The sequence below is a fragment of the Streptomyces sp. HNM0645 genome (assembly GCF_030056615.1).
Taxonomy (GTDB): Bacteria; Actinomycetota; Actinomycetes; order Streptomycetales; family Streptomycetaceae; genus Streptomyces; species Streptomyces marianii.
Genome location: NZ_JASHLT010000005.1, coordinates 16884 through 43540, shown reverse-complemented (window position 1 = coordinate 43540; position 26657 = coordinate 16884). Strand labels below are relative to the sequence as shown.

General features: G+C 71.4%; 23 protein-coding genes and 1 pseudogene. 14 read left to right on the top strand and 10 right to left on the bottom strand.

Annotated features, from left to right (window positions below; all coding sequences use genetic code 11):
* Positions 1-229 precede the first annotated feature (229 nt).
* The 5 genes from QMZ92_RS04415 (at position 230) to QMZ92_RS04395 (ending at position 6519) form a co-directional block, all read left to right on the top strand.
* Positions 230-2287, top strand: coding sequence for a discoidin domain-containing protein (locus QMZ92_RS04415; RefSeq protein WP_502961988.1), 2058 nt, complete (start codon positions 230-232; stop codon positions 2285-2287).
* A 149-nt stretch (positions 2288-2436) separates the two neighbouring features.
* Positions 2437-3060 carry a TetR/AcrR family transcriptional regulator gene (locus QMZ92_RS04410; protein ID WP_283295906.1) on the top strand — a complete coding sequence of 208 codons (624 nt, stop codon included), beginning with the start codon at positions 2437-2439 and terminating at the stop codon, positions 3058-3060.
* 140 nt (positions 3061-3200) lie between these two features.
* Positions 3201-4367, top strand: coding sequence for a sugar ABC transporter substrate-binding protein (locus QMZ92_RS04405; RefSeq protein ID WP_283295905.1), 1167 nt, complete (start codon positions 3201-3203; stop codon positions 4365-4367).
* 71 nt (positions 4368-4438) lie between these two features.
* Complete coding sequence (locus QMZ92_RS04400; protein ID WP_283295904.1) at positions 4439-5233, top strand: ATP-binding cassette domain-containing protein; 795 nt, start codon at positions 4439-4441, stop codon at positions 5231-5233.
* A gap of 140 nt (positions 5234-5373) precedes the next feature.
* On the top strand, positions 5374-6519 hold the full coding sequence (locus QMZ92_RS04395; RefSeq protein WP_283296016.1) for a sugar ABC transporter permease: 1146 nt from the start codon (positions 5374-5376) through the stop codon (positions 6517-6519).
* A gap of 611 nt (positions 6520-7130) precedes the next feature.
* Here QMZ92_RS04395 and QMZ92_RS04390 read toward each other — a convergent pair.
* The 3 genes from QMZ92_RS04390 to QMZ92_RS04380 form a co-directional block, all read right to left on the bottom strand.
* Positions 7131-8150 carry an NADPH:quinone reductase gene (locus QMZ92_RS04390; RefSeq protein WP_283295903.1) on the bottom strand — a complete coding sequence of 340 codons (1020 nt, stop codon included), beginning with the start codon at positions 8148-8150 and terminating at the stop codon, positions 7131-7133.
* A 102-nt stretch (positions 8151-8252) separates the two neighbouring features.
* A complete protein-coding gene (locus tag QMZ92_RS04385) occupies positions 8253-9146 on the bottom strand; it encodes an aldo/keto reductase (RefSeq protein ID WP_283295902.1) in 894 nt (297 codons plus the stop codon).
* Positions 9143-9700, bottom strand: coding sequence for a TetR/AcrR family transcriptional regulator (locus QMZ92_RS04380; protein ID WP_283295901.1), 558 nt, complete (start codon positions 9698-9700; stop codon positions 9143-9145). Before QMZ92_RS04380 ends, QMZ92_RS04385 begins: the two co-directional genes overlap by 4 nt.
* A gap of 80 nt (positions 9701-9780) precedes the next feature.
* Here QMZ92_RS04380 and QMZ92_RS04375 point away from each other — a divergent pair.
* Positions 9781-10122, top strand: a pseudogene (locus tag QMZ92_RS04375) (transposase); the annotation flags it as partial.
* A 128-nt stretch (positions 10123-10250) separates the two neighbouring features.
* Here the strand turns inward: QMZ92_RS04375 and QMZ92_RS04370 are convergent.
* From QMZ92_RS04370 to QMZ92_RS04355, 4 genes are all read right to left on the bottom strand, one after another.
* The gene (locus QMZ92_RS04370; protein ID WP_283295900.1) at positions 10251-10736 is read right to left on the bottom strand and encodes a hypothetical protein; all 486 of its coding nucleotides are present in this window, start codon (positions 10734-10736) and stop codon (positions 10251-10253) included.
* Positions 10737-11251: 515 nt separating this feature from the next.
* On the bottom strand, positions 11252-11398 hold the full coding sequence (locus tag QMZ92_RS04365; protein ID WP_283295899.1) for a hypothetical protein: 147 nt from the start codon (positions 11396-11398) through the stop codon (positions 11252-11254).
* A gap of 1101 nt (positions 11399-12499) precedes the next feature.
* Positions 12500-12721, bottom strand: a complete 222-nt coding sequence (locus QMZ92_RS04360) for a hypothetical protein (protein ID WP_283295898.1) — start codon at positions 12719-12721, stop codon at positions 12500-12502.
* A gap of 116 nt (positions 12722-12837) precedes the next feature.
* Positions 12838-13458 (bottom strand): L-threonylcarbamoyladenylate synthase, encoded by a 621-nt coding sequence (locus tag QMZ92_RS04355; protein WP_283295897.1) that lies wholly within the window; start codon positions 13456-13458, stop codon positions 12838-12840.
* A 261-nt stretch (positions 13459-13719) separates the two neighbouring features.
* On the opposite strand from QMZ92_RS04355, the gene pgm reads away from it, so the two are divergent.
* Entirely contained in the window at positions 13720-15360 is a 1641-nt protein-coding gene (gene pgm, locus QMZ92_RS04350; RefSeq protein ID WP_283295896.1) for a phosphoglucomutase (alpha-D-glucose-1,6-bisphosphate-dependent), read from the top strand.
* 36 nt (positions 15361-15396) lie between these two features.
* Here the strand turns inward: pgm and QMZ92_RS04345 are convergent, their stop codons facing one another.
* The 3 genes from QMZ92_RS04345 to QMZ92_RS04335 form a co-directional block, all read right to left on the bottom strand.
* Complete coding sequence (locus QMZ92_RS04345) at positions 15397-15759, bottom strand: UBP-type zinc finger domain-containing protein (protein ID WP_283295895.1); 363 nt, start codon at positions 15757-15759, stop codon at positions 15397-15399.
* A gap of 152 nt (positions 15760-15911) precedes the next feature.
* A complete protein-coding gene (locus QMZ92_RS04340; RefSeq protein ID WP_283295894.1) occupies positions 15912-17360 on the bottom strand; it encodes an ATP-binding protein in 1449 nt (482 codons plus the stop codon).
* Positions 17357-19015: an NAD(P)/FAD-dependent oxidoreductase gene (locus QMZ92_RS04335; protein WP_283295893.1), complete on the bottom strand. Its 1659-nt coding sequence runs from the start codon at positions 19013-19015 to the stop codon at positions 17357-17359. The genes QMZ92_RS04340 and QMZ92_RS04335 overlap by 4 nt, the downstream gene beginning before the upstream one ends.
* Before the next feature lie 305 nt (positions 19016-19320).
* Between QMZ92_RS04335 and QMZ92_RS04330 the strand changes: the two genes are divergently transcribed.
* The 7 genes from QMZ92_RS04330 (at position 19321) to QMZ92_RS04300 (ending at position 26597) form a co-directional block, all read left to right on the top strand.
* Positions 19321-21585 (top strand): FUSC family protein, encoded by a 2265-nt coding sequence (locus QMZ92_RS04330; protein WP_283295892.1) that lies wholly within the window; start codon positions 19321-19323, stop codon positions 21583-21585.
* Positions 21586-21639: 54 nt separating this feature from the next.
* Entirely contained in the window at positions 21640-22377 is a 738-nt protein-coding gene (locus QMZ92_RS04325) for a low temperature requirement protein A (protein ID WP_283296015.1), read from the top strand.
* Between the two features lie 5 nt (positions 22378-22382).
* Positions 22383-23003 (top strand): low temperature requirement protein A, encoded by a 621-nt coding sequence (locus QMZ92_RS04320; RefSeq protein WP_283295891.1) that lies wholly within the window; start codon positions 22383-22385, stop codon positions 23001-23003.
* A gap of 117 nt (positions 23004-23120) precedes the next feature.
* Positions 23121-23459: an antibiotic biosynthesis monooxygenase family protein gene (locus QMZ92_RS04315; RefSeq protein WP_283295890.1), complete on the top strand. Its 339-nt coding sequence runs from the start codon at positions 23121-23123 to the stop codon at positions 23457-23459.
* A complete protein-coding gene (locus QMZ92_RS04310) occupies positions 23456-24343 on the top strand; it encodes an NAD(P)-dependent oxidoreductase (protein ID WP_283295889.1) in 888 nt (295 codons plus the stop codon). The genes QMZ92_RS04315 and QMZ92_RS04310 overlap by 4 nt, the downstream gene beginning before the upstream one ends.
* Positions 24340-25362, top strand: a complete 1023-nt coding sequence (locus tag QMZ92_RS04305; protein WP_283295888.1) for an amidohydrolase family protein — start codon at positions 24340-24342, stop codon at positions 25360-25362. Before QMZ92_RS04310 ends, QMZ92_RS04305 begins: the two co-directional genes overlap by 4 nt.
* The gene (locus QMZ92_RS04300) at positions 25359-26597 is read left to right on the top strand and encodes a cytochrome P450 family protein (protein ID WP_283295887.1); all 1239 of its coding nucleotides are present in this window, start codon (positions 25359-25361) and stop codon (positions 26595-26597) included. The genes QMZ92_RS04305 and QMZ92_RS04300 overlap by 4 nt, the downstream gene beginning before the upstream one ends.
* The last annotated feature ends 60 nt before the right edge of the window (positions 26598-26657 follow it).

Below are 26657 nucleotides of genomic sequence, written 5' to 3'. Positions count from 1 at the left end.
CGCCACGGCATCGCGGGTGCGCCGAGCCGCCCACGAGCTGCTCGCAGTTGGCGGGTTACCGGGCCATCAGGTCACCTGTCCCGGACTATTGACTCTTTGTGTGACAGTCGCGATTCTCATCCCACCGCTTGTACGGGTCATGACATGGGATCTCGGCGGAAGGTCCCGGCTCCCGGACGGACTCGGCCCCGGCCCCGCCGTCCGCTCACCGAAGGCTTGAGTGATGACGATGAAACGGCTCTCGCGTCGCCGCCGTGGACCCCTCGCGGTGGTGACCCTGCTCCTCACCGCGCTGGCCCTGGTCCTCGGCACGGCCCCCGGGTCCTCGGCCGAGTCCGGCTGGTGGGTGCCGGCCGCCCGGCCCTCGCCCGACTCCGGGATCAATGTCACGGGCGAGCCCTTCAAGGGCACCGGCCCGGACGGAAAGGTGCGCGGCTTCGTCGACGCGCACAACCACATCATGTCGAACGAGGCGTTCGGCGGACGGCTCATCTGCGGCAGGGCCTTCTCGGAACAGGGCATCGCCGACGCCCTCAAGGACTGTCCGGAGCACTACCCCGACGGCTCCCTCGCCGTCTTCGACTTCATCACCAAGGGCGGGGACGGCCGGCACGACCCGAACGGCTGGCCGACGTTCAAGGACTGGCCCGCCCACGACTCGCTCACGCACCAGCAGAACTACTACGCCTGGATCGAGCGGGCCTGGCGCGGTGGCCAGCGCGTCCTCGTCAACGACCTGGTGACCAACGGCGTGATCTGCTCGGTGTACTTCTTCAAGGACCGCAGCTGCGACGAGATGACCTCCATCCGCCTGCAGGCTCGGAAGACCTACGAGATGCAGGCGTACATCGACAGGATCTACGGCGGACCGGGCAAGGGCTTCTTCCGGATCGTCACCGACTCCGCGCAGGCCCGCCAGGTCATCGAGCAGGGCAAAATGGCCGTGGTCCTCGGGGTGGAGACCTCCGAGCCGTTCGGCTGCAAACAGATCCTGGACGTCCCGCAGTGCGGCCGGGACGACATCGACCGCGGTCTCGACGAACTCCACGAGCTCGGCGTACGGAGCATGTTCCTCTGCCACAAGTTCGACAACGCGCTGTGCGGTGTCCGGTTCGACTCGGGCACGCTCGGCACCGCGATCAACGTCGGCCAGTTCCTGTCCACCGGCACGTTCTGGAAGACGGAGAAGTGCGCGGGCCCGCAGCACGACAACCCCATCGGCCTCGCCGCCGCGCCCGGCGCCGAGAAGGAGCTCCCGCCCGGCGTGAAGGTGCCGTCGTACTCCGCGGACGCGCGGTGCAACACCCGCGGACTCAGCGAACTCGGCGAGTACGCCGTGCGCGGCATGATGAAGCGCAAGATGATGCTCGAGATCGACCACATGAGCGTCAAGGCCGCGGGGCGGGTGCTCGACATCCTCGAGGCCGACGCGTATCCGGGTGTGCTCTCCTCGCACAGCTGGATGGACACCGACTGGACCGAGCGCGTGTACCGGCTCGGCGGTTTCATCGCCCAGTACATGCACGGTTCCGAGCAGTTCAGCGCGGAGGCCGAGCGCACGGACGCGCTGCGCGAGAAGTACGGCGTCGGATACGGCTACGGCAGCGACATGAACGGCGTCGGAGGCTGGCCGGGGCCGCGGGGTGCCGACACCCCCGACCCCGTGCGCTACCCCTTCCGCAGCGCCGACGGCGGTTCCGTGCTCGACCGGCAGACCACGGGCCAGCGCACCTGGGACCTCAACACCGACGGCGCGGCGCACTACGGCCTCGTCCCGGACTGGCTGGAGGACGTACGGATCGTCGGCGGCCAGGGCGTCGTGGACGACCTCTTCCGGGGCGCGGAGTCCTACCTCGGCACCTGGGGCGCGTCCGAGCGGCACAGGGCCGGGGTGAACCACGCCGCAGGCGCACCGGCCTCGGCCAGTTCGTCGGAGTGGAGCCTGTTCACCAGTTACGCCCCGGCCAGGGCCGTCGACGGCAACGCGAGGACCCGCTGGGCGAGCGGCTGGAGCGACGACCAGTGGCTCCGGATCGACCTCGGCGCACCGACCCCGGTGAAGCGGGTCACCCTCGACTGGGAACGCGCCTACGGGAAGTCCTACCGCGTCGAGGTGTCGTCGGACGGGACGAACTGGCGGCAGGTGTGGTCCACGACGGCAGGTGACGGGGGCCTGGACACCGCCCGGTTCGACGGGACGACGGCCCGCCACGTGCGTATCCACGGGCTGGAGCGCGGTACCAAGTGGGGCTACTCCCTGCACGAGGTCGGTGTCTACAGCGACTGAGCCGCGGACGATGTGCGCACAGCGGCCGGGGCCGGCCGGATCAGCCGATCCGGCCGGCCCCGGCCGCTTCCCCGCAACGCGTCACGAGGCCCCGGGGCGGGGCGCGGTAAGCACGGCAACAGAGCACAGCACAGGAACGAGGGAACCGCATGGCACGGATGCCGTCGGCCGCACGGCGCCGGCAGCTGATCGAGGCGGCGATCCGGGCGATGACCCGTGACGGCGTCCCCAGGACGACGACACGCTCGATCGCCGCCGAGGCGGATGTGTCGCTGAGCGTCTTCCACTACTGCTTCGACTCCAAGCAGGAACTGCTGGAGTCCGTCATCGAGGCGATCACCGAACACTACGTCGCGGTGGTGCGGGAGGCGATCCGGCCCAAGGCGACCCTGCGGGAGACGGTCCGCGCGGGGTTCCAGGCCTACTGGGACCACGTCTGCGCCAACCCCGGTGAACACATGCTCACCTACGAGCTCACCCAGTACGCGCTGCGCCAGCCGGGGTTCGAGCATCTGGCACGCCGTCAGTACCAGCTGTACACGGACGCGTTCACCGAGCTCATCGACCAGCTGCGGCACGACATGGGGCTCGAGCCGAGCGTCCCCGTCGCGGTCCTGGCGCACTACCTGGCCGTCATGACCGACGGACTCACCCTGAACTTCCTGGTCCTCGGCGACGCGACCGCCGCCTCGGACGTCCTGGACACGATCGCCGACCAGGTCGTGCATCTCTTCCGCGCCGAGAACCGGCCGACCGCCCCCGGAGCCACCTGACGGCCGGTCAACGCGGACTCCTCGGCTCGCACGCACTTCCCGATCGCGGCCGCACACGCCGCGCGGAACTGCGCCCGACGCTCCACTCCACCGCCTCGCCCGACAGCTCGTTTTTCATATTTTCCCATACATTGGGGAATGTGCCGGTTTCACCTCACCGCTCGCAGAGCCGCCGCGGCCGCGGCGGAAGGACGCCGTGGACGCGCGGCGGTCCGGCCCGCGCCCTGGCCGCCGCCACCGCGGCCGCGGCGCTCGCCGGCCTCACGGCCTGCGGGACGGCCGGGGAGGCGGGCGAGGACGCGGGCGGCACCTCGGGCGCGGGTGGCTTCACGATCGGGCTGCTGCTCCCGGACGTCCACACCGCACGCTGGGCGACCGCCGACAAGCCCCTCATCCAGGCGAAGGTCAAGGCGCTGTGCCCCGACTGCAAGCTGCTGCACGCCTACGCCTCCGCGGACGTGGCCACTCAGCAGCAGCAGATCGAGTCCATGATCGCGAAGGGGGCCAGGGTCCTGATCCTCGACCCCGTCGACGACAAGGCACTGCGGTCCTCGATCGCCCGGGCCCGGGACGCGAACGTGCCGGTGGTCTCGTACGACCGCCTCGCCCAAGGGCCCATCTCCGCCTACTCCAGCTACGACTCGGAGGAGATCGGCAGGATCCAGGCCCAGGAACTCCTCAAGGCGATGGGCCCCAAGGCCCGCGGCGGCCAGATCGTGATGATGAACGGCGACCCCACCGACCCCAACACCCGGGATCTGCGCCGGGGCGCGCTGTCCGTGCTCCAGGGCAAGGTGAAGATCGCCAGGTCCTACTACACCGGCGGTTGGATACCGGAGAACGCCTTCCGGAACATGTCCGCCGCGATCGCCGAACTGGGCCCGGACCGCATCGACGGCGTGCTGTCGGCGAACGACGGGCTGGCGGGCGGTGTCGTCACGGCGCTCAAGGCGGCCGGGGTCAAGCCGCTGCCGCCCGTCACCGGACAGGACGCCGACCTGTCCGCCGTCCGCAGGATCGTCAAGGGCGAGCAGTACATGACCGTCTACAAGTCCTTCGAGGCGGAGGCCGAGGCCGCCGCCGAGATGGCCGTCGCCCTGGGACGCGGCGAGAAGCTCGACGACGTCGCCCAGGACCGGGTGCGCAACGACACCGACGACGACATCCCCGCGGTCCTGGGGCCTCTGGTGCCCGTGACCGCAGGCAACATCGAGGACACGGTGGTCGAGAACGGCCTCTACACGGTCGACCAGATCTGCACCCCGGCGGTCGAAGCCGCCTGCCGGAAAGCGGGACTCACCGGATAGCCGGCCCGACACCGCACCGTGTATCCCGGGGCGGCGTCCTGCCGGAGCGACGGACGGGACGGGCGAAGGAGATGGTTCACGTGCCGAGCCCCCCACTGCTGGCGATGCGCGGGATCAGCAAGCGGTACGGCGCCGTGTGGGCACTGACCGACATCGAGCTGGAGATCCACGCCGGCGAGGTCGTCGCCCTGGTCGGCGACAACGGGGCGGGCAAGTCCACGCTGGTCAAGGTGATCACCGGGGTCGGACCCGCCGACAAGGGCGTCATCGAGTGGAACGGCCGCCCCGTGAGGATCTCCCGCCCCCGTGACGCCCAGGCCCTGGGCATCACCAGCGTCTACCAGGACCTCGCCCTGTGCGAGACGCTCGACGTCGTCGGCAACATCTTCCTGGGGCACGAACTCGGCGGGAGCGGGATCCTCGACGAGGTGTCCATGGAGCGACGGGCGCAGGAACTGGACGTACTGGAGTCGCTGTCGACGCGCCTCCCCAGTTTCCGGGTGCCCGTCGCCTCGCTCTCCGCGGGCCAGCGGCAGACGGTCGCCATCGCCCGCGCGCTGCTCGGCGAACCCAGGCTGCTCATCCTGGACGAGCCCACCGCCGCGCTCGGGGTCAGACAGACCGCCCAGTTCCTGGACCTGATCGAACGGCTGCGGGACCGAGGGCTCGGAGTGCTCCTGGTGAGCCACAACCTCGGCGACGTCAAGGCGGTCGCGGACCAGGTCGCGGTGCTCCACCTCGGCCGCAACAACGGCTTCTTCAGCGTGCCGACCACCTCCCAGGAGCAGATCGTCTCCTCCATGACCGGCGCCACGAACAACGCCGTGACCCATCGCCGGGACCGTTGGGGGGAGGTGCTGCGGTGAAGCGGACCGGGGCGTCGGAGCGCACGGGGGCCACGGGACCCGGTGGGGGCGCGGCCCGGGGCACCCCCGCGCGCGCCGACCGGAGCCGCGCGGACGCCGACAGGGGTTTCACGAGCCACGCCCGGGACTTCGCCCGCCGGATGCGCAGCGGCGAGTTCGGCGCGGTCCCGGGAGTCGCCGCCGTCGCCCTGCTGTGGATCATCTTTCAGAGCCTGGACCAGCAGTTTCTCTCTCCGCGCAATCTGTCCAACCTCAGCATCGACATCGTCGGCACGGGCATGATCGCGCTCGGTCTGGTCTTCGTGCTGCTCCTCGGCGACGTGGACCTGTCCGTCGGCTCCGTCAGCGGGCTCACGGCGGCCGTGTTCGCCGTGCTCAACGTGAACCAGGGCATGCCGGAGTGGGCGGCCGTACTCGCGGCGCTGGTGGTGGGGGCGGCGATCGGCGCCGCCCAGGGCTTCTTCTCGGCCCGGCTCGGCGTCCCGGCCTTCGTCGTCACACTGGCGGGTCTGCTGGCCTGGAACGGGCTCATGCTGTACGTCCTGGGCGCCAGCGGCACCATCAACCTCCCCGAAACGGGCTTCATCCATGCCCTGACCAGCTACTACTTCCGGGAGACCGCGGTCGCCTACGGGCTGGCCGCCCTGAGCGTGGCCGTGTTCTTCCTCGCGTCGTACCGGGACTCCCGCCGGCGCCGGTCCGTCGGTGTGATGTACCGGCCGCTCAGCGTCGTCGTCGTGCGCACCGCCGCGGTGGCGGTGGTCGCGTTCGCCGCCGCGTACGTCCTGAACCGCTTCCAGGGCCTGCCGCTCGCCCTGCTGATCTTCCTGGCCTTCGTCGTCGGCCTGGACTTCGTGTTGCGTCGCACCTTCTACGGCCGCAAGATCGTCGCCATCGGCGGCGGTCGCGAGGCGGCCCGCCGTGCCGGGGTCAACGTGGTGTGGCTGCGGATCTCGGCGTTCATGGTGTCCGGGACGCTGGCCGCGGTCGGCGGGCTCTTCCTGGCCTCCAGAGTGGCCGCGGTCGGCCAGACGTCGGGCTCCAGCATCCTCCTGATCAACGCGATCGCCGCGGCCGTGATCGGCGGGGTCAGCCTGTTCGGCGGGCGGGGGACGACATGGTCCGTGCTGCTGGGCATGCTCGTCATCCAGTCGATCGCGTCGGGCATGGTCCTGCTGGGCATCCCGACGCCGATGCAGTCGGTGATCACGGGGTGTGTGCTGCTCGCCGCGGTGGTCCTCGACTCGTTGGCACGGCACTCGCAGAAGGCGCACGGCAGGGCGTGACCCGGCCGGTGCGGGAGCCCCGGGCGCGGCACCCGGCGGCGCGCGGGACCGTGGCCGGTGCGGGAGCCCCGGGCGCGGAGGGGTTTCGGTGCCGCACGGGCGTCACGGACGGTGCGGGGCGGGGCCCGGGAGGCGTCCGGGCCCCTGCGGTCACTCGTCCCTTGGGGAGTACCGGAACGGGAACGAGCGGCAGCCGTCGACGCAGCCTTGTGTCACCGCGCCGGTTCCGCTGTGGCGGCTCGCGGGCCGGGGAGTTCACCTGCCCTGGGGCCGCGAAGTCGGCATGCGCCTGCTCGACGGCTTCGGGGTACGCCTCGCGCTCGGCGAGCTCGGCGAGCGCCCGGTGGATGCCGGCGACGGACGGGTTCTGGCCTGCGCGCCGGACACCTCTCATGCCCGGCTGTCGGGCGTGACCGATGCGGAAGTCCGCGCCCGGAGCGTCCGCGTCGGCCGGAGGCGGGTGCCGGGCCGTCACGGCCGACCGGCCCACGGCCGCCCGGGGTGGGCACCGGCCGCGCGCCGGACAGAGGTCGAGGTGACACCGCCCACCCTGCGGCTCCCTACCGGGTTCCCCGGGGCAGCCGGGTGGGCGCGCGGAGGCCGACTGGACGTCAGGGCCCGACGTCCACAAGGACTTTGCCGACCGCGCGGCTCTCGACCGCCCGGTGCGCGTCGGCGGTGCGGTCGAGGGGAAAGCGGATCAGCCGCAGGCCGTGCTCCTCGCCGACCGGCAGCGCGCCGTCGCGCACTGCGGCGGCGACGTCCTCGGCGGCCGCGGCGCGCGGCTCCGGACCGGCCGTGTAGAGCACCAGGAACTGGAGGCGTGTGTTCAGCACCATGTTCTGAAGCACGTTCAGTTCGACCGGCTTGCCACCGTCGTTGGCGTAGGTCGAGATCGTGCCGCCAGTTCGCAGCACGGCCAGGTCCAGTGCGAGGTTCGTGCCCAGCGCCACCTCTGCGACGATGTCGACGCCGTCCGGGGCGATACTGCGGATCTCGGCGGCCGGGTCGCCCTCGCGGTAGTTGATCACATGGTGGGCTCCTGCGGCGGTGGCCAGCCTGGCCTTCTCCGGGCTGCTGATCGTGCTGATCACGGTAGCGCCGGCCCATCGGGCGAGCTGGATCACCGCGTGCCCGACCGCTCCGGCCCCGCCCGCGGCGAGCACCACCTTTCCATCGAGCGCCCCGGGCCGCAGCCGACGCGGCCCGTCCTCGGCGACGGTGAGCGCGCGGTGCGCGGTCAACGCGGGGACTCCGAGTGCGGCGCCCACGTCGAAGCCGGCCTCGTCGGGCAGCGGCACGGCCTGGCCGGCGGGTACGACGGTGAACTCGGCGGCGGTGCCGGTGGGCCGCCCGGCGGCCGCCATGAACAGCCAGACCCGCTGACCGACCCGGCTCTGGTCGACACCCTCACCGACAGCGTCGATCGTGCCGGCGCCGTCGAGGTGCGGGGTGATCTCGGAGAAGCGCTTGGGATGGCCGGCGCCGGAGCGCGCCTGCACGTCGGTCGGGTTGACCCCGGACACGGCGACCCGGACGCGAACCTCGCCGGGGCCGGGCGCCTGCAGGTCGCGGTCGACGAACCGGAGAACGTCGGGGGCGCCGTTGTCGCGGTAGATGATGGCCTTCATGATCCGTCCTTGGAGCCTGGTGGAGCGGGGTTTCCCGGCATTGCCTGACGGTTCGTCAGGGGTGTCCGGCGTGGGGCGTGGTCGCGGCCCGGGCCGCTCCGGTCAGCCGATGGGGACTTCGCTGGAGCGGGACTCGATGGCATCGAGGGTGGCGAGGGTCTCGGCGTCGAGGGTGATGACGCCGACCGCCACGTTGGCCTCCAAGTGGGCGGCGTTGGCGGTGCCGGGGATGAGCAGCACGTTGGGGGCGTGGTGCAGCAGCCAGGCGAGGCCGACTTGGGAGGGCGTGACGCCCAGGGACCCGGCCGCGGCGAGCACCGCCGGCTCGTCGGTGACCTTGGGCACGCCGGGGACGGCTCCGCCGAGCGGGAAGAACGGCACCCAGGCGATGCCCTCGGACGCGCACAGCTGCAGCATGTCCTCGTCATCGCGGGAGACGAGACTGTACGCGTTCTGCACGCAGACGATGCCCGCCGGCAGGGCGCGGCGCAGGACGTCGAGGGTGATGCCGCTCAGGCCGATCGCGCCGATCTTGCCCTCCTCGCGCAGGGCGGTCATCACCGCGAGCTGGTCGTCGAGGTCGACGACCTGGTCGCCCTCGGGACGCAGCCCGGGGCCGGAGTCGAGGCGCCGCAGGTTGACCACAGGGAGCCGGTCGAGACCGAGACTGCGCAGGTTGTCCTCGACACCGGCGCGCAGCTGCTCGGGCCGCTGGGCCAGACGCAACGGCAGATCCCCGCCCGGGTCGGGGTCGGCGCCGACCTTCGTGACGACCAGGACGCCGTCCTCGGGGCGCAGTACCTCGCGGATCACGTCGTTGGCGAAACCGAAGCCGTAGAACTGGGCGGTGTCCACATGGTCGACGCCCAGCTCGATCGCGCGGCGCAGCAACGCGACGGCCTCGCCGCGGCGATCGTGCAGGCGCTCGAGCTGCAATGCGCCGTAGCCGATCCGGAAAACGGTACGGGCGGCTAAGGAAGCGGTCGGGGTGGTCATGACGCTGTCTCCTCGGTCGGTGTTCGCAAGGCGGTGTACAGCAGTTCGGCCTGGTAGAGCGCCATGACCCGGTGGGCGATCGGGACGGCGCGCTCCCGGGCTCGGGGCGGCTCGTGGTGCTCGACCTTGATGAGCCAGGCCGTGACGCAGTCGTGCAGCATCGCGCGCATCCGGTCGGTCATGTCGACGACGATGCCGTGGATGGCCGGGTCGGTGGTCGCCTCACCCCAGGTCTGCACGCCGACCCGGGCCTCGGCGGGGTCGATCGCTGCGATCAGGCGGGAGAGCAGTTCGTCGGGGCCGGGTGGGGCGTCGGACGCGGCGTACTCGCCGAGGACGTCGGCGCGCCTGGCAAGCACCTCGCGGGCGGAGGCCCCGACCAGGTCGGCTTTGTTGCGGTAGTGCGCATAGATCGAGCCGGCCGAGAGGCCGGACTCGGCGGTGATGTCGGCGATCGAGGTCCGCTCCAGCCCGTTGCGGCTGAAACAACGAACAGCGGCCTCGGCGATCTGAGTACGCCGGAGTTCCTTGCGCGCGTCGGTGAGCCGAGGCACCACACCTCCTACAAAAAGAATAGCTGTTCTTCTTGTGGAGGACGCTAGCAGAACCACCGTTCTGTATGTGATGGGTTCATCTCGTACGAGCAGGCCCGGCCGTGACGGCCCGAAGCCGCTCGTGCGCGGTATCCCGCCCACCGCTCCCGCCGCGGCCCCGGCGCCGAAGGCCCGCGAAGCTGCACGCCGACAAGGGGTACGACTACGACCACCTGCGTCGATGGCTCCGTCAGCGGTGAATCCGCCATCGCATGGCCCGCAAGGGCATCGAGTCCTCCAAGCGGCTGGTCCGCCACCGCTGGGTGGCCGAAAGGACGGGTTCCTGGCTCGCCGGGTGCCGACGCCTGCACCGCCGCTACGAACGTAAGGCCGAACACTTCCTCGCCTTCGTCGGCATAGCCGCAGCCCTCATCGGCTACCGCCGGTTGGCGGCCCTGTCCAGCCCAGTTCAGCGACGCATCCGTCTGCGAGCCAAAGTGCACGAACGGAAAGCAATCGCGAAGAAGTCAGGTGGACGTGTTCCGCCGGGCGTTTCGTGCGCTTCGCGGTCCTACTGGGAGAACGCGTAGGTCCGGACGGGGTCGAGGCGCAGTTCGTAGGGCCCGAAGCAATCGGCCGTGAGGGTCGCGACCGGAGCACCGCAGGGGCAGGCTCGGTTGAGCCCCTCGTCGCCTGTCGGTCCGCAGCACCCTTTGCTGTTCTCCCAGTTGGGCAGTGGCTGCAGGCCGGCGGCGTCATCCGGATGCAGCAGCACTGCCTGTCGGCTGCCCGCCGAGATGACGCAGCCTTCTTCCCGGCAGACCACAGGTCCGCGCGACTGAGCCGGCTTCGGGTCCTCCTGATCCTCCTGCACGACGTAGGGAGGTCCCCAGGGCTCTGGATCGATCACGTAGCAGCCCCGCGGAACGGTCGAAGGTGCCCGGCGTGTCTCCTTGTCCCGGTCACGCTCGTCGTCGGAGACGTCAGGGATGGCGGCAAGCTCGGCCGGCTCCGGCGTGATCGCGGTTCCGCACTTGGAACAGAGGAAGACGGTCATCCCCTCGTTGTAGCCCTCATGACTGCTGCTCCGCATCCTCGTTTCGCTGTTCGGAGTCGATGCGCGCGACGACGCCACGGAAATCGGGCATGCCCGAGCGCGGAGCCGACGGCCCGGTGGCCGCAGATGCGGGCGGCGGTGTGCGCGGGAAGGCCGGAGCGCAGGGCGTCGGTGACGAAGATCCTTCGGAAGTCATGCGGGGTGTAGCGCAGGGGCTCGTCGGCGGGGCCGGTCAGCGCGCTCACCGCGAGTGCGTCGTACCGCTGAACCACACCGAATCCACAGGTCTTGACTATTCTTCCCAAAGGTCGACGAAGAGCATCTGGCCCACGGACGGGTGCGCGGGAGGCCGAGTGCGGCAGGAGAGAGCCAACAGGGCTCCTGTGCCGGTGGTTGAGGCACCGAGCACCTCTCGCAACAGCACGGGAGCCCCGTCAGTTGCGAACCCTGCGCTTGCACCGCTTCCGTGACCCGAGCGGTGGCCACGCTGCCAGGTTCAGCGGTGGATACGTCGGTCAGCATCGTGATCGCCAGGTGGCAAAGAGCCCCACTCCAGCGCTGATCACCATGGAGAAGGCCTCGACGCCTGCCACTGCGTACATGGTCGTTGCCGCGCCCAGCAAGGTCACCAGGGCACCGAGCTCAACCAGGTACTGCGTCATAGAGCGGGTCCGTCTTGCCTGCCCTTGCCGGTACGAGGTGAAGAAGTGTCGTTCATGACGTCGTCTCCTCAACTGACGTGCCATGACAACGACTTGCCGTCGTAGTGGCAGTGAAGACTTCCGGAGGTGTTTCCGGCGATTCGCCGCGGAGCGCTGGTACAGCCTTTAGCCCGGTCAGAGCCGCAATGGGAGTCTTCCGGAGACTTCCGGGAGCGCGACTGGCGACGGAGGCCGGCCATGTCGAGTGCCGAGGGCAGGGCTGTCAGCAGGTTTCGGCGGAGCCTGGAGCAGCTCTACGCGAACGCGGGCAGTCCCACGTACGAGAGTCTCGTCAGACACGCAGCAGGGCAGAGGAGAAAGCTCAACAAGTCATCCCTTGAGGAATGACCGCACGGCAAGACTGTGCCCAGCAATCACGCCGACTTCCGCTGGTGACCGTCTGCTGCCAGCGCTGCGAGAGCACAGACGCGTGCCCAACGAAGGAATCCACAGATCCACCCGATTCGCTCTTGCAGCAGGCCTCGCCGCCCTGGCCCTGGTGACCACGGCCACGACACTGACACTGGCGTTGCTCGTCCTGCCGGGCCGAGGGTGCAAGCGTCGGTGGTGGGGGTGCTACTCGGAGCCGCAATGGCCATGGGGCGCGCGCTGCGCGTAGGAGGCTCGGCCGCCGTGTACCACTGGAGTATCAGGCTGGTGCTGGTCGCCCGAAAGCGTACTCCACTGCGATTGGCCCGTCTGCTCCACGAAGCGGAGAGCCATGTTCTGGTCTACCGCCTAGGAAGCGGCTTCTCCTTCCCGCACCGACTCCTGCAGGACCGTCTCGCCCAGTCTGGAGCCGATCTGCTGCTGTTGGAGACGATTGGCGCCCGTGCAGGCCGTGAGCCCGGCATGGCCCGCGCTAGATCAGTCAAGGACCGCTGAACGTCTTCAGCGCCGGCGAAGCGCGGCGTCGAACCCGTGATCACCCGACACCGGATCGCCCACGGCCCGGACGACCTGCTGCCCCTCCCGGTCCGCTACCACTACCGGCACAGCACCGAGCTGTCGCTGAAGTGGCTGACCGGCAAGGCCGCCCAGTGTGCGCTGCGCGAGGGCTATTCAGGTCGAGCTGCGCGCCGACCATGCGCCGGTATGTTGCCCGGCAGCCCGTCGGCGCCCTGGACGTACGTGCAGGGCAGAGGCGAGTTCGGCGAGGCGCCCGGCCTGTTCCCTCTCCGGCTTGAGGGCGGTGAGCACCGTCGGCTCGGCCGCCGTCCGCTTCTCCCCGGCCAGCAGCTTGGCACGGGGGGCGCCCCAGCGGTCGCCGTCCCCAGCGAACACGTCCCGCCGGCGCAATGGGAATCCGTCAAAGCCCCGCCTCACCTGCCCTTGCATCACCCCTGGTCAGAGCTCCACCGATGGGCAAGATCGAATGAGACAGAACACTCCCCGAGGGCCTACTCGAACCGCGCGGTGTCGCCGGCGCCCCGGCGCACGATCTCCGGTTCGCCACCGGAGAAGTCGATGACGGTGGTCGGCTCGGTGCCGCAGTCGCCGGAGTCGAGCACGGCGTCCACCACGTGGTCGAGCCGCTCCTTGATCTCCCAGCCCTGCGTCATCGGCTCGTCCTCGCCGGGCAGGAGGAGGGTGCTGGACAGCAGGGGCTCGCCGAGTTCCTCGACGAGCGCCTGCGCGACGACATGGTCGGGGATGCGGACGCCGACTGTCTTCTTCTTCGGGTGCAGCAGTTGGCGCGGCACCTCCTTGGTCGCCGGCAGGATGAACGTGTAGCTGCCGGGGGTGGCTGCCTTGACCGCCCGGAAGACGTCCTTGTCGACGTGCACGAACTGGCCGAGCTGGGCGAAGTCCCGGCACACGAGGGTGAAGTGGTGGCGGTCGTCGAGGTCGCGGATCGAGCGGATCCGGTTGATGCCCTCCCGGCTGCCGAGGCGGCAGCCCAGGGCGAAACAGGAGTCCGTCGGGTACACGACGAGACCGTCGGACCGGATGGTGTCGGCCACGGTGTTGATGGTGCGGCGCTGCGGGTTCTCGGGATGGACGTCGAAGTACTTCGCCATCCGGCGAGTGTAGGTGATCAGGGCCGATGCGCCCCGGACGGGCGGAGACATTCGGGAGGGCGGGCGGCCGCCCGCGGGTGGGACGGGGCAGGATTCCGGAGAATCGCCGGTGCGGGGCGCGTGCGTGGGCGCACGCTGGGCATGCCCGACTGCGGGTGCCCCCGGCACGTACGTGCGGAGGGGCAACCGGACGAGGGGCGACTGACGAGCGATCATGGCAGGTGCACTGATCGCGCCCACCGATGCGGAGGAGTGGAACGGATGCCGAACGAGCGCGCAGGACAGCCGGCGCGGCCGGAGGACCTCATCGATGTGCCTCGGCTGGTGACGGCGTACTACGCACTGCACCCCGATCCGGCGGACCCCGCGCAGCGGGTCGCCTTCGGCACCTCGGGGCACCGCGGGTCCTCGCTCGCCACGGCCTTCAACGAGGACCACATCGCCGCGACCAGCCAGGCGATCTGCGAGTACCGGAGCCGGCAGGGCATCGACGGGCCGCTGTTCCTCGGCGCCGACACCCATGCGCTGTCCGAACCCGCGAAGGTCACGGCGGTCGAGGTGTTCGCGGCCAACGGCGTCACCGTGCTGGTCGACGAGGCCGACGGCTACACCCCCACCCCGGCCGTCTCGCACGCCATCCTCGTCCACAACCGCGGCCGCGCCTCCGGTCTGGCCGACGGCGTGGTGGTCACGCCGTCGCACAATCCCCCGTCGGACGGAGGCTTCAAGTACAACCCGCCGAACGGCGGCCCCGCCGGTTCCGAGGCGACCGGCTGGATCCAGGACCGCGCCAACGTGATCATCACCGGCGGGCTGAAGGACGTACGGCGCGTCCCCTGGGCCCGGGCGCTGTCAGCCGCGACGACCGGACGGTACGACTTCCTGGGTTCCTACGTGTCCGACCTGCCGTCCGTGCTCGACCTCGACGCGGTGCGCGCCGCGGGGGTGCGCATCGGGGCCGATCCGCTCGGCGGGGCCTCCGTGGCGTACTGGGGCCGCATCGCCGAGCAGCACCGCCTCGATCTGACCGTCGTCAACCCGCTCACGGACCCGGCGTGGCGCTTCATGACGCTGGACTGGGACGGCAGGATCCGCATGGACTGCTCCTCCCCCTACGCGATGGCGTCGCTGATCGAGCAGCGCGACCGGTTCCAGATCGCCACGGGCAACGACGCCGACTCCGACCGGCACGGCATCGTCACCCCGGACGGCGGGCTCATGAACCCCAACCACTATCTGTCCACGGCGATCTCGTACCTCTACGGCCACCGCGCCCAGTGGCCGGCCGGAGCGGCGGTCGGCAAGACGCTGGTGTCGTCGAGCATGATCGACCGGGTGGCGGCCGACCTCGGGCGGGAGCTGCGCGAAGTACCGGTCGGGTTCAAGTGGTTCGTGGACGGGCTGCTCGACGGCTCACTCGGCTTCGGCGGTGAGGAGTCCGCCGGCGCCTCGTTCCTGCGGCGGGACGGCTCGGTGTGGACGACCGACAAGGACGGCATCGTGCTCGCCCTGCTCGCGTCCGAGATCCTGGCCGTGACGGGGGTGTCGCCCAGCCGCCACTACGCCTCGCTCACCGAGCGGTTCGGCGAACCGGCCTACGCCCGGGTCGACGCTCCCGCGACCCGTGAGGAGAAGGCCGTGCTGAGCCGGCTCTCCCCCGAGCAGGTGACCGCGGACACCCTGGCCGGGGAGCCGATCACCGCGGTGCTGACCCGTGCGCCGGGCAACGGCGCACCGATCGGCGGCATCAAGGTGACCACCGCCAACGCCTGGTTCGCGGCGCGGCCTTCGGGCACGGAGGACGTCTACAAGGTGTACGCCGAGTCGTTCCTCGGACCGGACCATCTGACGAGGGTCCAGGACGAGGCCCGGTCCGTGGTGGCGGCGGCTCTGCGCGGCTGAGCCGGGGCGGCCCTCCCCGCCGGCCGGCGGGGAGGATCAGTGGAGGTGCCGCTGCCAGTCGGCGGGCACGGCGCCGGCGGGGCCGGGAACCGGCTGCCCGAGCGGGCGGGCGGTGGGCTCGGCGAGCGGCGGACCGCCCTCGTAGTACTGCTCGGTCCGGACGTTCCAGAACCAGTCCTCGCCCGGCTCGAAACTCGTCAGGTACGGGTGTCCCGCGTCGACGGCGTGGCGCGTGCCGTGCTGCGAGGGGGACGAGTCGCAGCACCCGATGTGCCCGCACTCGGCGCACCGGCGCAGATGCATCCACCAGCCCGGACCGTCCCCGGCGAGGCACTCGGCGCAGCCGGTGCCGCTGGGTCGTGCGGTCGGGTCGATCCCGGGAATCCGGTCGTCCGCCATGGCGCCGCTCCTCGGTCGTTCCTCGGTGCCGCCGGCGCGGTCCGGTGGGCGCGGCCGGCGCTCGTTCCCCCCCCAGGCTCGCGCCGGGTGGGGGTGATCGCCAGTCGCGGGCACCGGCGCCCCGATCCCTCCGGGGCGACGGGGCCGTGCCGTCAGAGCGGTTCGCCGCCGGAGGGCCGGACGAGGGGCAGGCAGACCCGGAAGCGGGTGTCGCCCGGGAGCGAGGCGACGCGGATGTCACCGCCGTGCTTGTTGACCACGATCCGGTACGAGATGTCGAGCCCGAGGCCCGTCCCCTCGCCGACCGGTTTCGTCGAGAAGAACGGTTCGAAGATGCGGGGGCGGATCCCGGGATCGATGCCCGTGCCCGTGTCCCGTACCTCGACGTACGCCTTGCCGTCCTCGTGCCAGGTGGCGAGGGTGAGGGTGCCGTCGCCGTCCATCGCGGAGAGGGCGTTGTCGATGAGGTTCGTCCACACCTGGTTGAGCTCCGCGCCGTACGCGGGGACGAGTGGCATGTCCCCGGCGTACTCCTTCTCCACCCGCACTCCGGCGGGGATCTTGGCCTTGAGCATCACCAGGGTGGCGTCGAGGAGTTCATGGACGTCGACGGGCTGCTGGGCGGCGCGGTCCAGCTGGGAGTACTGCCGGGCCGCTTCCACCAGTCCGGAGATGCGGCGGACCGCGTCCTCGATCTCACCCATCAACATCTCGGTGTCGACCGTGTAGTTCAGCCAGGCCACCGCCGACCGGCGGTTCCCGTCGGACAGTTCCGCGGTGGCCTCGGCGAGCCAGTCGGCGTCGATGCCGCCGGAGACCAGGGTGGGGGCGATGTCCCAGGCGTTCTCCAGCCCTGCCTCCTCCAGCCAGTCGCCCAGTTCGTCCTCGGCGTCGGCCGCCTCGATCGCCGTGAGCTGGCGGGCGTCCCGGGCACGCCGCACCGCGGCGTCCTGCATCTCCACCAGCTCGTGGAGGCGCTTGCCGTCGACGCGGCCGTCGGCGATCAGCGCCAGCTTGTGCCGCATGCGGGTCACCCGGTCACGCAGGGTGTCGGTGGCGCGGACAGCCGCTGCTGCGGGGTTGTTGAGCTCGTGGGTCAGGCCGGCGGTCAGCGAGCCGAGGGCGACCAGCCGCTCGCGCTCCCCGACGATGATGTCGCTGGCCCGGAGCCCGAGGAACAGTCCTTCGAGCAGATGCAGGGCCATGGGGAACCAGGTCCGCACGGCGGTGGCGAACTCGGACGCGGGCAGGACGAACAGCTCCACGTCGGTCACCGCACGCATCGTGTTCGGGTACACCTGGTCCACGCGGTCGCCGAGGTAGGCCTGAGTGGCCCCGCCGTAGGCGCCGCGCTGCTCGCTGCGGGTGAGTTCGATCTCGTCGCCGTGGAGCTGGCGGCTGATCGCGACGGTGCCGGAGAGCAGCACGAAGAAGCAGGTCGCGCTCTCGCCCTGGGCGTACACGGGCGTTCCCGCCTCGCGCACCTCCACGCGTCCGCGCTCGGAAAGCCAGGCCAGCTGGCCGTCGTCGAGCGCCTCGAAGAGGAACAGGGTGCGCAGCTCGTCCGGGGTGAGCACCTCCCGTGAGACCGGGGCGGTCATTGGGCCTCCAGATAGCGGTGCACGAGCGTGACGGCCATCGCTCCTTCGCCGACCGCCGACGCCACGCGCTTGACCGACTCGGCGCGGACGTCCCCCGCCGCGAACACCCCGGGCACACTGGTCTCGAGGTGGTACGGCGCCCGCACCAGCGGCCAGCGGGGCGACCGTCCGCCCGCCTCGGGGAGGTCTGGGCCGGTCAGGACGAATCCCCGGTCGTCACGGGCGACCAGTCCGTCCAGCCACTGCGTCTGCGGTTCGGCCCCGATGAACACGAACAGCCAGGTGGCGTCGACCTCCCTGAGGGCCCCGGAGCGGTTGTCCCGCAGGGTCAGCCGCTCCAGATGGCCCTCCCCGTCCCCGGCGGCCACCTCGGTGCACGGATGGATGTCGATGTTGGGCACGGCCTCGATCTGCTGGATCAGATAGGCGGACATGGAGTGGGTCAGGTCCGGGCCGCGCAGCAGCACATGGACCCTCGCGGCGAAGCGCGAGAAGTACACCGCCGCCTGCCCTGCGGAGTTGGCGCCGCCGACGATGTACACGTCGTCGCCGCGGCAGCTGGCCGCCTCGAAGGCCGCCGAGCCGTAGAAGACGCCGGCGCCGCAGAAGCCGTCGAGCTGGGCGCCCGCGAGGCGCCGGTAGGTGACCCCCGTGGCGAGGACGACGGTGTGCGCGCCGACCGAGGTGCCGTCCGCGAACCGCAGGACGCGTCCGGACCCCGCGACCTCCAGCGCCACCACCTCGGTGGCGCTGAGTATCTCTGCGCCGAACCGGGACGCCTGCCGTCGCGCCCGGTCGGTGAGCTGCGCGCCGGTGACCCCGTCGGGGAAGCCCAGGTAGTTCTCGATCCGGCTGCTCTGCCCCGCCTGGCCGCCGGTGGCACTGCGCTCGACGAGCACGGTGCGCAGCCCCTCGGAGGCGGCGTACACGGCGGCGCCCAGCCCGGCCGGGCCGGCGCCGATGACGACGACGTCGTAGAAGTCGGCCGCGGGGCTGGTGCGCAGGCCGACGTGGGCGGCGAGTTCCGCCTCCGTGGGCGCGTGCAGGGCCTTGCCCTCGGCGGTGACGACGAGGGGGACGTCCGCCGGTGTGAGCCCGGCCGCCTCGAGCAGCTGGGCGCCCTCGGGCTCGTCGGCGGCCATCCACCGGTACGGCACGAGGTTGCGCGCGAGGAACTCCCGTACGGCGAAGGAGGGGGCGGACCATCGATGGCCCACCAGCCTCGTCTCGGGCGTCTCCGGGTCGGATGCCGCGTCCCAGATGTCGACCAGGGTGTCGAGCACGGGGTAGAGGTTCTCCTCCGGCGGGCTCCAGGGCTTCAGCAGATAGTGGTCGAGATCGACGACGTTGATCGCGTCGATCGCCGCGCCCGTGTCCGCGTACGCGGTGAGCAACACCCGCCGCGCCCGGGGGAACAGGTCCATGGCGGCCTCCAGGAACTGGACGCCGTTCATGGTGGGCATTCGGTAGTCGGCGATCATCACGGCGACCGCCTCGCCCCGCAGCCTGACCTCGCGCAGGGCTTCGAGGCCCTCGTCGCCCGAAGTGGCGCGCAGCACGCGGAAGCGGTCGCCGTAATGGCGCCGCAGATCACGGGCGATGGCCCGGGAGACTCCTGGATCGTCGTCGACGGTCAGGATCGTCGCCTTAGCCATCTCTTCATGATGCGCCCGCGGTCCTGCGGCCGCCTGCCGGGACAGCGTCTCTCCGGGCATCCGCCCGGTGCGGGCACGTGCCGGGGGTGGGCTCTCCGCGGGCGCTCGCGCAGACGTACGGGCCGGGAGAGGCGCTGGCAGGCATCAGGGCCGGGACCGGTTCTCGCGGTCGTACGGGGTCCCTGTCCGGACGGCACGGCCCGCGCGGGAGCACCCGGGTGAGCACGGGCGGAAGCTCCGGCGGGAGCGCAGACTGGGGTCGTCGGGCCGAGACCGAGCCTCCTCGTGGGACGCAGAGGAGTCCGATGGCACATTCAGTCACGCCCAGCGCCGGGGAACCGCCTGAGGAGCCCCACCGGACGGGCCTGCGCACCCGGTTCCCCGCGCACGCCGTCCTCCGCGGCTTCCGAGCCGCCGTCGTGCTGCCCGCGGTGCTCGCCTTCGGTCTGCTGGTCGTGGGGGACCCGGAGCTGGCGGGATTCGCGGCATTCGGGGCGTTCGCCTCCCTCGTCATCGCGTCCTTCACGGGCTCCCGGAGTGCCGGGGCCCTGGCCTTCGCCCTGCTGCTCGCGGTCGGGGGACTGATGGTGGCCGCCGGCTGTCTGGCGTCGCTGAGCCTGGCCTCCGCCGTGCTCGTGACGCTCCCGCTGGCCTTCCTCGCCTACTACTTCGCGATCGAGGGCCCACACGGCGGGTCGGGCGCGACGGCCGCGCTGCTGGGCTACGTGCTGGCGGCCTCCACCCCCGCGCCGCTGTCCGAACTGCCCGTGCGTGTCGGCGGCTGGTGCCTCGGGGTCGCGGCCGGAGGCATCGCCGCGCTGCTGGTGAGGGCCCCCTCCGGCGAGGACTCCTTCCGATTGGCGGTCTCGCGCACGACGCGGGCGCTCGGCGGCCATCTGTCGGCGCTGCTGGACGGCACGTCGGGGCCGGACGAGGCGAGGTCCTCGGAGAAGGCCGTAGGGACGATGCTCACGGAGTTCGCCTCCGGGATGCACCAGCCGAGCGGCACCAGGTCGGCCGACCGGGCACTGACGGACGTGGTCGGGGCGCTCCTCTGGGCCAAGGGGCTGATCGGCGAGGCCGCGAACCGGTGCGTGGGAGGTCTGAGCCGGGCGGACGGGCCCGAGACCGAACTCCTGGAGGCGTCCGCCGAACTGCTGTGCAGGACCGCTGACTTCCTCGACGGCGAGAGCCCGGAGCCCGACGTGACGCAGCTCCGGCGGCTCCTGGCGGCGTACGGGACGCGGGTGGACTGCATGGACCAGGAGTCCCCGCCGTCCGGGACGTTCGTCTCCCACGCCTTCTACACCGCCAACATCGGTGAAGCGGCGGCGACCACCGCGGTGGAGACCGTGCGGGCGGTGCGCCGGCCTCCCTCCCACCGGCCGCACATCGCCTGGCGCCGGGCCGTCGCCCCGTGCGGGTCGTCGTCGCTGCGGCACGTGGCCGGCCGGGCGCGCCACAGCAGCGTCGTCACGGCCTGGCGGGACTCGGCGACCATGGACTCGATCTGGTTCGTCAACGCGCTGCGCTCGGCGGTCGCCATGGCGCTGACCATCGTCGTCGTCCACCTGGCGGGGCTCGACCGGGGTTTCTGGGCGCTGCTCGGCGTGCTCGCCGTGCTGCGCACGAGCGTCGCCTCCACCGGGTCCCGGGCCGTGGTCGCCCTGCTGGGGACGGTCGCGGGCGTCGTCGTGGGGGGTGTCCTGATCGGTCTCGCGGGCAGCGATTCGGCCGTCGTGTGGGCGGTGTTCCCCGTCGTCGTGTGGCTCGCCGCGTTCAGCCCCGGCGCCCTGCCCGACGCGGTCGGCCAGGCGGCATTCACCGTGGTCGTCCTCTGCCTCTACACGCTGATCTCCCCCTCGGGCTGGCAGTTGGGGCTCGTCCGGTTGCAGGACGTGGCCGTCGGGGCCGCGGTCAGCCTGCTCGTCGGGGCGCTCATGTGGCCCCGCGGCGCCGCGGGAGTCCTGCGGAGCAACATGGCCGAGGTGTTCCGACTGGGCGGCCGGGACCTGACCGCGTCCACCGGATGGGCGCTGGGCTTCGTCACCACCCGTCCGTGCGTGCGTCTGACCTCGTCGTCGCCCGAGACCCGCCACATGCACGACTCCCTGCGCGGTTTCCTGGCCGAGCCCGTCTCCCGCGGGATGGAGCGGGCGGACCTGTGCTTCCTGTCCTCCTCCGCCGTCTGGCTGCGGATGACGACGAGCGGGCTCGCCCGGCAGTCGCAGGTCGTGCTGGACCAGGACCCCGACCGCTTCCGGCTCGGCGACCTCGCGTCGCAGCTCGCCACGTTCTACACCCGGCTCGGGGACCGGCTGGAGCGGACCGACGTGCGGGACCCGGCGGGCGGGCCGCCGGACGAGCGTGTCGCGCTGTCCGGGGTCACGCCCCGCACATGCCGGTCCTGGTGGGTGTACGAGTACCTCCTCCATCTCGACCGCCAGGCCGCGCGACTGTCGGCGCCGGCACTCCGGCTCGCCGGGGAACCGGCCCTGGCCGGACGGTGGTTCGGGCGCCCCGGCCCGCCCGGGCCGGCGGTACGGGACCGGTCCGGCGAGCAGTGGTGATGTCCGTTCCGTCGGCGACCACCCGCGGGGTCGAGCCCGCACGGCGCCACGACGATCGAACCTTTCTTCGATCTCGTCTTCGTCGTCACCGCCACCCAGCTGACCGAGGTGCTGGGCGAGGACACCAGCTTCGGCGGAGCCGCGTGGGCCGTCGTGGTGTTCGGCCTGATCCGGTGGATGTTCAACGCCTACGTCTGGCTCACCAACGAGCTCCCGCCCTGCACGGATCGCCGCAGGATGCTGCTCTTCACCAGCATGGTCGGGTTCCTGGTGATGGCGCTCGCCATCCCGCGGGCCCTCGAGCAAGGCGCCGAGGCCAACGTCTTCGCGGCGGGCTACGCCCTGGTCGCGCTCGTCCACGCGGGGCTGTTCTCGCGCACCAGCAGCGCCGCGGCGAGCCGGGCCATCCTGCGGCTCGCGCCGTTCAACCTCACCAGCGCGGCGCTGGTCCTGCTCGGCGCGTTCCTCGGCGGCACGGCACAGTTCCTGCTCTGGACCGCCGCGCTGCTGATCGAGGCACTGGCGCCCCGGCTCCACGGCCGGCTCGCCGGATTCACGATCCGGCCGGAACACTTCGTCGAGCGCCACGGACTGATCATGATCATCGCGTCCGGGGAGTCACTGATCGCCATCGCGATCGGCGCCTCCGGAATGCCGTTCGACTTCTCGCTGGTCGCGACCGCGGTGCTGACGCCGGTCGTCGCCGCGCGCCTGTGGTGGATCCACTTCCGGCCGGACGTGGTGCGGCCGAGGCGGCCCTCGCCCGTCAGTGCGACACGGCACGCGCCGTAGCCGCCGTGAACGCGTACAACTACGCGCACATCCCGCTGCTGCTCGGCGTGCTCGTCTTCGCCGCCGGTGTGAAGAAGATGCCCGGACACGCCCTGGAGCCCGCCACGACCGCCGGGGCGCTGTACGTGGGTGTGGGACTCGCGCTCTTCCTGTGCGGGCACGCGTGGTTCCGGCGCGTCCTGCGCCTGGGCGGCCCCTGGCTGCGGGCCGCCGCCGCGGCGGCGGCCCTCGCTACCGTCCCGCTCGGCCTCTTCACTGCCGCACCGACCCAGTTGGCTGCCACGGCCGCGGCGCTGTGCCTCGCCGTCGCGCTGGGGAACCGGGTGCAGCGCCGGAGGGCGGACGCGGAGACGCCCGGGCGGCCGGTCCGCTGGAACCCCGCACGCGTCCGAGCGGCTGATCCGCTCGCACCCGGCGCGGACGCCACACCCGCCCCGTCCCCACCGAGGACGCCCGAGCCCGGACATTGGCCCATCGGGCGTCTTTCGTACGGCCGAACGGTGGGCAGGCCGCCCATCTCTGTGGCGACAGGTCGCCATAAGGGGAACAGAACCCGGTTCACGGGTTCACGAGCGCCCTCGAACCCCACGTCCGGGGCCCTTTGGTCACTCACCCGCATGGACTAATCACGGAGCGAGAGCCCCTGCGGCCATTGGGGTGTCCGCCATTCGGAGTTGCAGCCCCCCATGGGCCATGAGTCCTTGGAAAGCGTGTCCCGCCGGTTCTCACCATCAGGAGGAGACATGGGCACTGTGCAGAACAGCCGACGGAGCGACAGGCTGTCCGTGGTTTTCGCGGTCCGGGTCATCGAGGGCGGCGAAGAGGGATTCCTGGAGATGTACGACAAGCTCCGGAAGTCCGTAGCCGGCACTCCCGGCCACATCGTCGAGCGGCTCGGTGAGCCCGTCGACGACTCCCGCCAGTGGGTGATCACCAGCGAGTGGGAGACTCCCGAACACTTCTTCGCCTGGCAGCAGAGCGAGGACCACCGTGCCCTGGTGGCCCCGCTCCGCGAATGGGTCGACTCGACGCAGTCCCTCAGGTTCCGGGTCGTCAAGGAGACCGTGAAGGAGACGTCATGACACACGCCACGAACGGCCCCGTCGCCGTCCTCGGTCTCGGCACCATGGGCAGCGGCCTGGCCTCACGCCTCCTCGATCAAGGCATACAGGTGCGGGTGTGGAACCGCACCCCGGAGCGTGCCGAGTCCCTCGCCAGAGCGGGCGCCTTCGCCGCGTCCCGCCCGAGCGAGGCGGTCGAGGGCACGAGTGCCGCCATCTGCACCGTCGCCGACGGCGACGCCCTGCGGACCGTACTGCGCGGCCCGGACGGGATCCTGGCACGGGACGGCTATCCCGGAGCCCTGATCTGCGCCAGCACCGTCGCTCCCGACGAGGTCGTCCGGCTCGCCGGTGACGCACCCTCCGTCCTGGACGTCGGCATGCTCGGCAACCGCGACCACGCCCGTGACGGCGAACTGCGCCTGTTCGTCGGCGGCGAGGAGCGGGTCTTCACCGCAGGCCGTCCGCTGCTGGAGATGCTGGCCAAGGAGGTCGTCCATCTGGGCGCACTCGGTTCCGGCATGCGGATGAAGCTGCTCCTCAACCTGCTGATGGGCATAGAGGTGCAGGCGATGGCCGAGGCCGCCGAGCTGGCGGCCGCCTCCGGACTCGACCGGAAGCAGGTCCTGCGCACGATAGCGGGCAGCGGCTTCGCGTCGCCGGTCATGTCGTTCAAGTCCCGGCGCCTCGCCGCGGGCCGCTTCGAGGAGCCGGACTTCCGGCTGCGGCTGATGGCCAAGGACCTCATGCTCGCAACGGAGCAGGCCGCAGCTTCCGGCCTGAGCCTGCCGCTCACCGCGGCGGCCGCGGAGACCCATGTCCGCGCCATCGAGCAGGGGTTCGGTGACGAGGACTGCGCCGCGGTCACCCGCGCCCTCACACGGAAACCGGGAACCGACAAATGATCATCGACATCCACGGACACCTGTCCCCGCCGGAGGCGGCCGAACGCTTCCCCATGCCCCCCAGCCTGACCGACGTGGACGGAATGCTCGCCGCCCGGGCCCAGGCCGGAATCGACCTCACCATCATCGGCAGCCCCGTCGGCGCCGGGGCGATGGCACGGGTCCCGGGCGTGGACAACTACAAGCAACCGCGCGACCGGCTGCGTGGCTTCCACGCGTGGATGTCGGGTCTGATCAGCACGTTCCCGGACCAGTTGCGCGGGTACGTCTACGCGAACCCGTTCGGGGACGACGACCATCTGGAAGGGGTACGGGAGACGCTGGCGGACCCCGCCTTCGTCGGCCTCATCACCACTTCCAGCGTGCACGGCGAGCTGCTCGGCTCGCCGCGGGCGGACTCCTTCTTCGCGCTGGCCGCCGAGGCAGGAGTGCCCGTCATGGTGCACGCACCGGCGGAGCCGGTCGGCACGGAGCGGGTGGAGAACATCGCCTTCGTCGAGCAGATCGGCCGTTTCGGCGACGTCACCATGGGCATGGCCATGATCGCGTTCGCGGGGTGGCTGGACAAGTACCCCGGTCTGCGACTGATCGGCGCGACCGGCGGCGGTGCCATGGCCCTGCTGCCGGAGCGTCTCCAGATGGCGGCGCGCCCCCGTCACTGGGGCGGGGGCGCGCCGCCCTCCGCCCCGTCGGCGGCCGGCCGGAAGGGGGCCGGACGGCCCCCGGCCGGCCGGCCGGCGGGGGGCCCCGAGCCGACCGTCCCCGCGTCGCCCGACCCGGGCGCCGCGCTGCAGCGCATGTACGTGGACACCAGCCCGTTCAGCCCGGCGCACCTGGGCCTCAACGCCGAGGTCCTGGGGCCCGAGCGGATGCTTTTCGGCACCGACTCGCCGCCGCTGTCCGTGCCGCTCGAGGACCTCATCCGCATGATCGAGAAGCTGCCCGTCGACAAGGCGGCCCAGCAGCGCATCCTCGGCGGCAACGCCGAGGCCCTCTTCGACCTCAGGAGCCGTCCGTGACCACGACGCACGACCCCGTCGCCGCAGCCGAGCGGTGCACCGCGGAGTTCCGGCGGAACCCGCACCCGGTGTACGCGCACCTCAGGGACACCGCTCCCGTCTGCCCGATGACACCGCCGCACGGCATCGAGACGTACCTGATCACCCGGTACGAGGACGCGCGCGCGGCGCTGTCGGACCCCCGGCTGAGCAAGGACATGTACGGGGCCATGGACGCCTACCGGAGGATCTTCGGTGACTCGTCGGTGGCGCTGGACGACAACATGCTCAACTCCGACGCACCCAAGCACACCCGGCTGCGCAAGCTCGTCAACTCCGAGTTCACCCCGCGCCGGGTCGAGGCCCTGCGGCCGAAGATCCAGGACATCGTGGACCGGCTGCTCGACGCGTGTCCGGCCGGGGAGCCGTTCGACCTGCTTCCGGCGTTCGCCTTCCCGGTGCCGATCACGGTGATCTGCGAGCTGCTCGGCGTACCGCCGAAGGAGCGGTCGCTGATGCAGGAACTGTCGACGACGGTGGCGCAGACGGGCTTCGGCGAGGAGTTCAAGCGGGCCCAGCAGCAGGCGGAGGAGAACCTCCACGCCTATTTCACCGATCTCATCGCCCGCAAGCGCAGTCGGCCGGGTGACGACCTGCTCAGCGCGCTCGCCGCGACCCAGGACCAGGAGGGCGGGCTGACCGGCAACGAACTGGTATCCACGGCCTTCCTGCTGATGTTCGCCGGCCACAAGACGACCGCGTACCTCATCGGCAACGCCGTGTACCACTTCCTCTCCAACCCGGCACAGCTCCGCGCCGTGCAGGCGGACCCGGAGCTGACGGGCCCGGCGGTGGAGGAACTGGTCCGCTTCGACGGCTCGGTCGAGAGCGCGACGTTCCGGTACGCGACCGAGGACATGGAGATCGGCGGCACCCGGATCCCCAAGGGCGCGCTGGTGCAGATCTCGCTGCTCTCGGCCAACCGCGACCCGCTGAAGTTCGAGAACCCGGACGCGTTCGACGTGCACCGCCAGGGCACCGCCGCCCACATCGGCTTCGGGCACGGCGGTCACTACTGCCTGGGAGCGCCGCTGGCCCGGCTGGAGACGCAACTGGCGCTGAACGGCCTGTTCGGCCGGTTCCCGAGGATCGCACTCGCCGACCCGCAGGCCGGGCCGGCATGGATGGAGGTGCCGTTCCCGGCCTTCCGCGGCCTCACGGAACTGCCGGTCGTGCTCGAACCCGCCGCCTCCTGAGCGGCGGCATCCGGAACGCCGCGGTGCGAGCCCGTACCCCCGAGCCGGGCTCGCGCCGCG

Excerpts from the sequence above, each read along its gene's own strand:
- QMZ92_RS04415 (WP_502961988.1), top strand. The coding sequence starts at position 230 with ATGAAACGGCTCTCGCGTCGCCGCCGTGGACCCCTCGCGGTGGTGACC.
- QMZ92_RS04410 (WP_283295906.1), top strand. The coding sequence starts at position 2,437 with ATGGCACGGATGCCGTCGGCCGCACGGCGCCGGCAGCTGATCGAGGCG.
- QMZ92_RS04400 (WP_283295904.1), top strand. The coding sequence starts at position 4,439 with ATGGTTCACGTGCCGAGCCCCCCACTGCTGGCGATGCGCGGGATCAGC.
- QMZ92_RS04395 (WP_283296016.1), top strand. The coding sequence starts at position 5,374 with ATGCGCAGCGGCGAGTTCGGCGCGGTCCCGGGAGTCGCCGCCGTCGCC.
- QMZ92_RS04390 (WP_283295903.1), bottom strand. The coding sequence starts at position 8,150 with ATGAAGGCCATCATCTACCGCGACAACGGCGCCCCCGACGTTCTCCGG.
- QMZ92_RS04385 (WP_283295902.1), bottom strand. The coding sequence starts at position 9,146 with ATGACCACCCCGACCGCTTCCTTAGCCGCCCGTACCGTTTTCCGGATC.
- QMZ92_RS04370 (WP_283295900.1), bottom strand. The coding sequence starts at position 10,736 with ATGACCGTCTTCCTCTGTTCCAAGTGCGGAACCGCGATCACGCCGGAG.
- QMZ92_RS04365 (WP_283295899.1), bottom strand. The coding sequence starts at position 11,398 with ATGACGCAGTACCTGGTTGAGCTCGGTGCCCTGGTGACCTTGCTGGGC.
- QMZ92_RS04355 (WP_283295897.1), bottom strand. The coding sequence starts at position 13,458 with ATGGCGAAGTACTTCGACGTCCATCCCGAGAACCCGCAGCGCCGCACC.
- pgm (WP_283295896.1), top strand. The coding sequence starts at position 13,720 with ATGCCGAACGAGCGCGCAGGACAGCCGGCGCGGCCGGAGGACCTCATC.
- QMZ92_RS04345 (WP_283295895.1), bottom strand. The coding sequence starts at position 15,759 with ATGGCGGACGACCGGATTCCCGGGATCGACCCGACCGCACGACCCAGC.
- QMZ92_RS04340 (WP_283295894.1), bottom strand. The coding sequence starts at position 17,360 with ATGACCGCCCCGGTCTCACGGGAGGTGCTCACCCCGGACGAGCTGCGC.
- QMZ92_RS04335 (WP_283295893.1), bottom strand. The coding sequence starts at position 19,015 with ATGGCTAAGGCGACGATCCTGACCGTCGACGACGATCCAGGAGTCTCC.
- QMZ92_RS04330 (WP_283295892.1), top strand. The coding sequence starts at position 19,321 with ATGGCACATTCAGTCACGCCCAGCGCCGGGGAACCGCCTGAGGAGCCC.
- QMZ92_RS04315 (WP_283295890.1), top strand. The coding sequence starts at position 23,121 with ATGGGCACTGTGCAGAACAGCCGACGGAGCGACAGGCTGTCCGTGGTT.
- QMZ92_RS04310 (WP_283295889.1), top strand. The coding sequence starts at position 23,456 with ATGACACACGCCACGAACGGCCCCGTCGCCGTCCTCGGTCTCGGCACC.
- QMZ92_RS04305 (WP_283295888.1), top strand. The coding sequence starts at position 24,340 with ATGATCATCGACATCCACGGACACCTGTCCCCGCCGGAGGCGGCCGAA.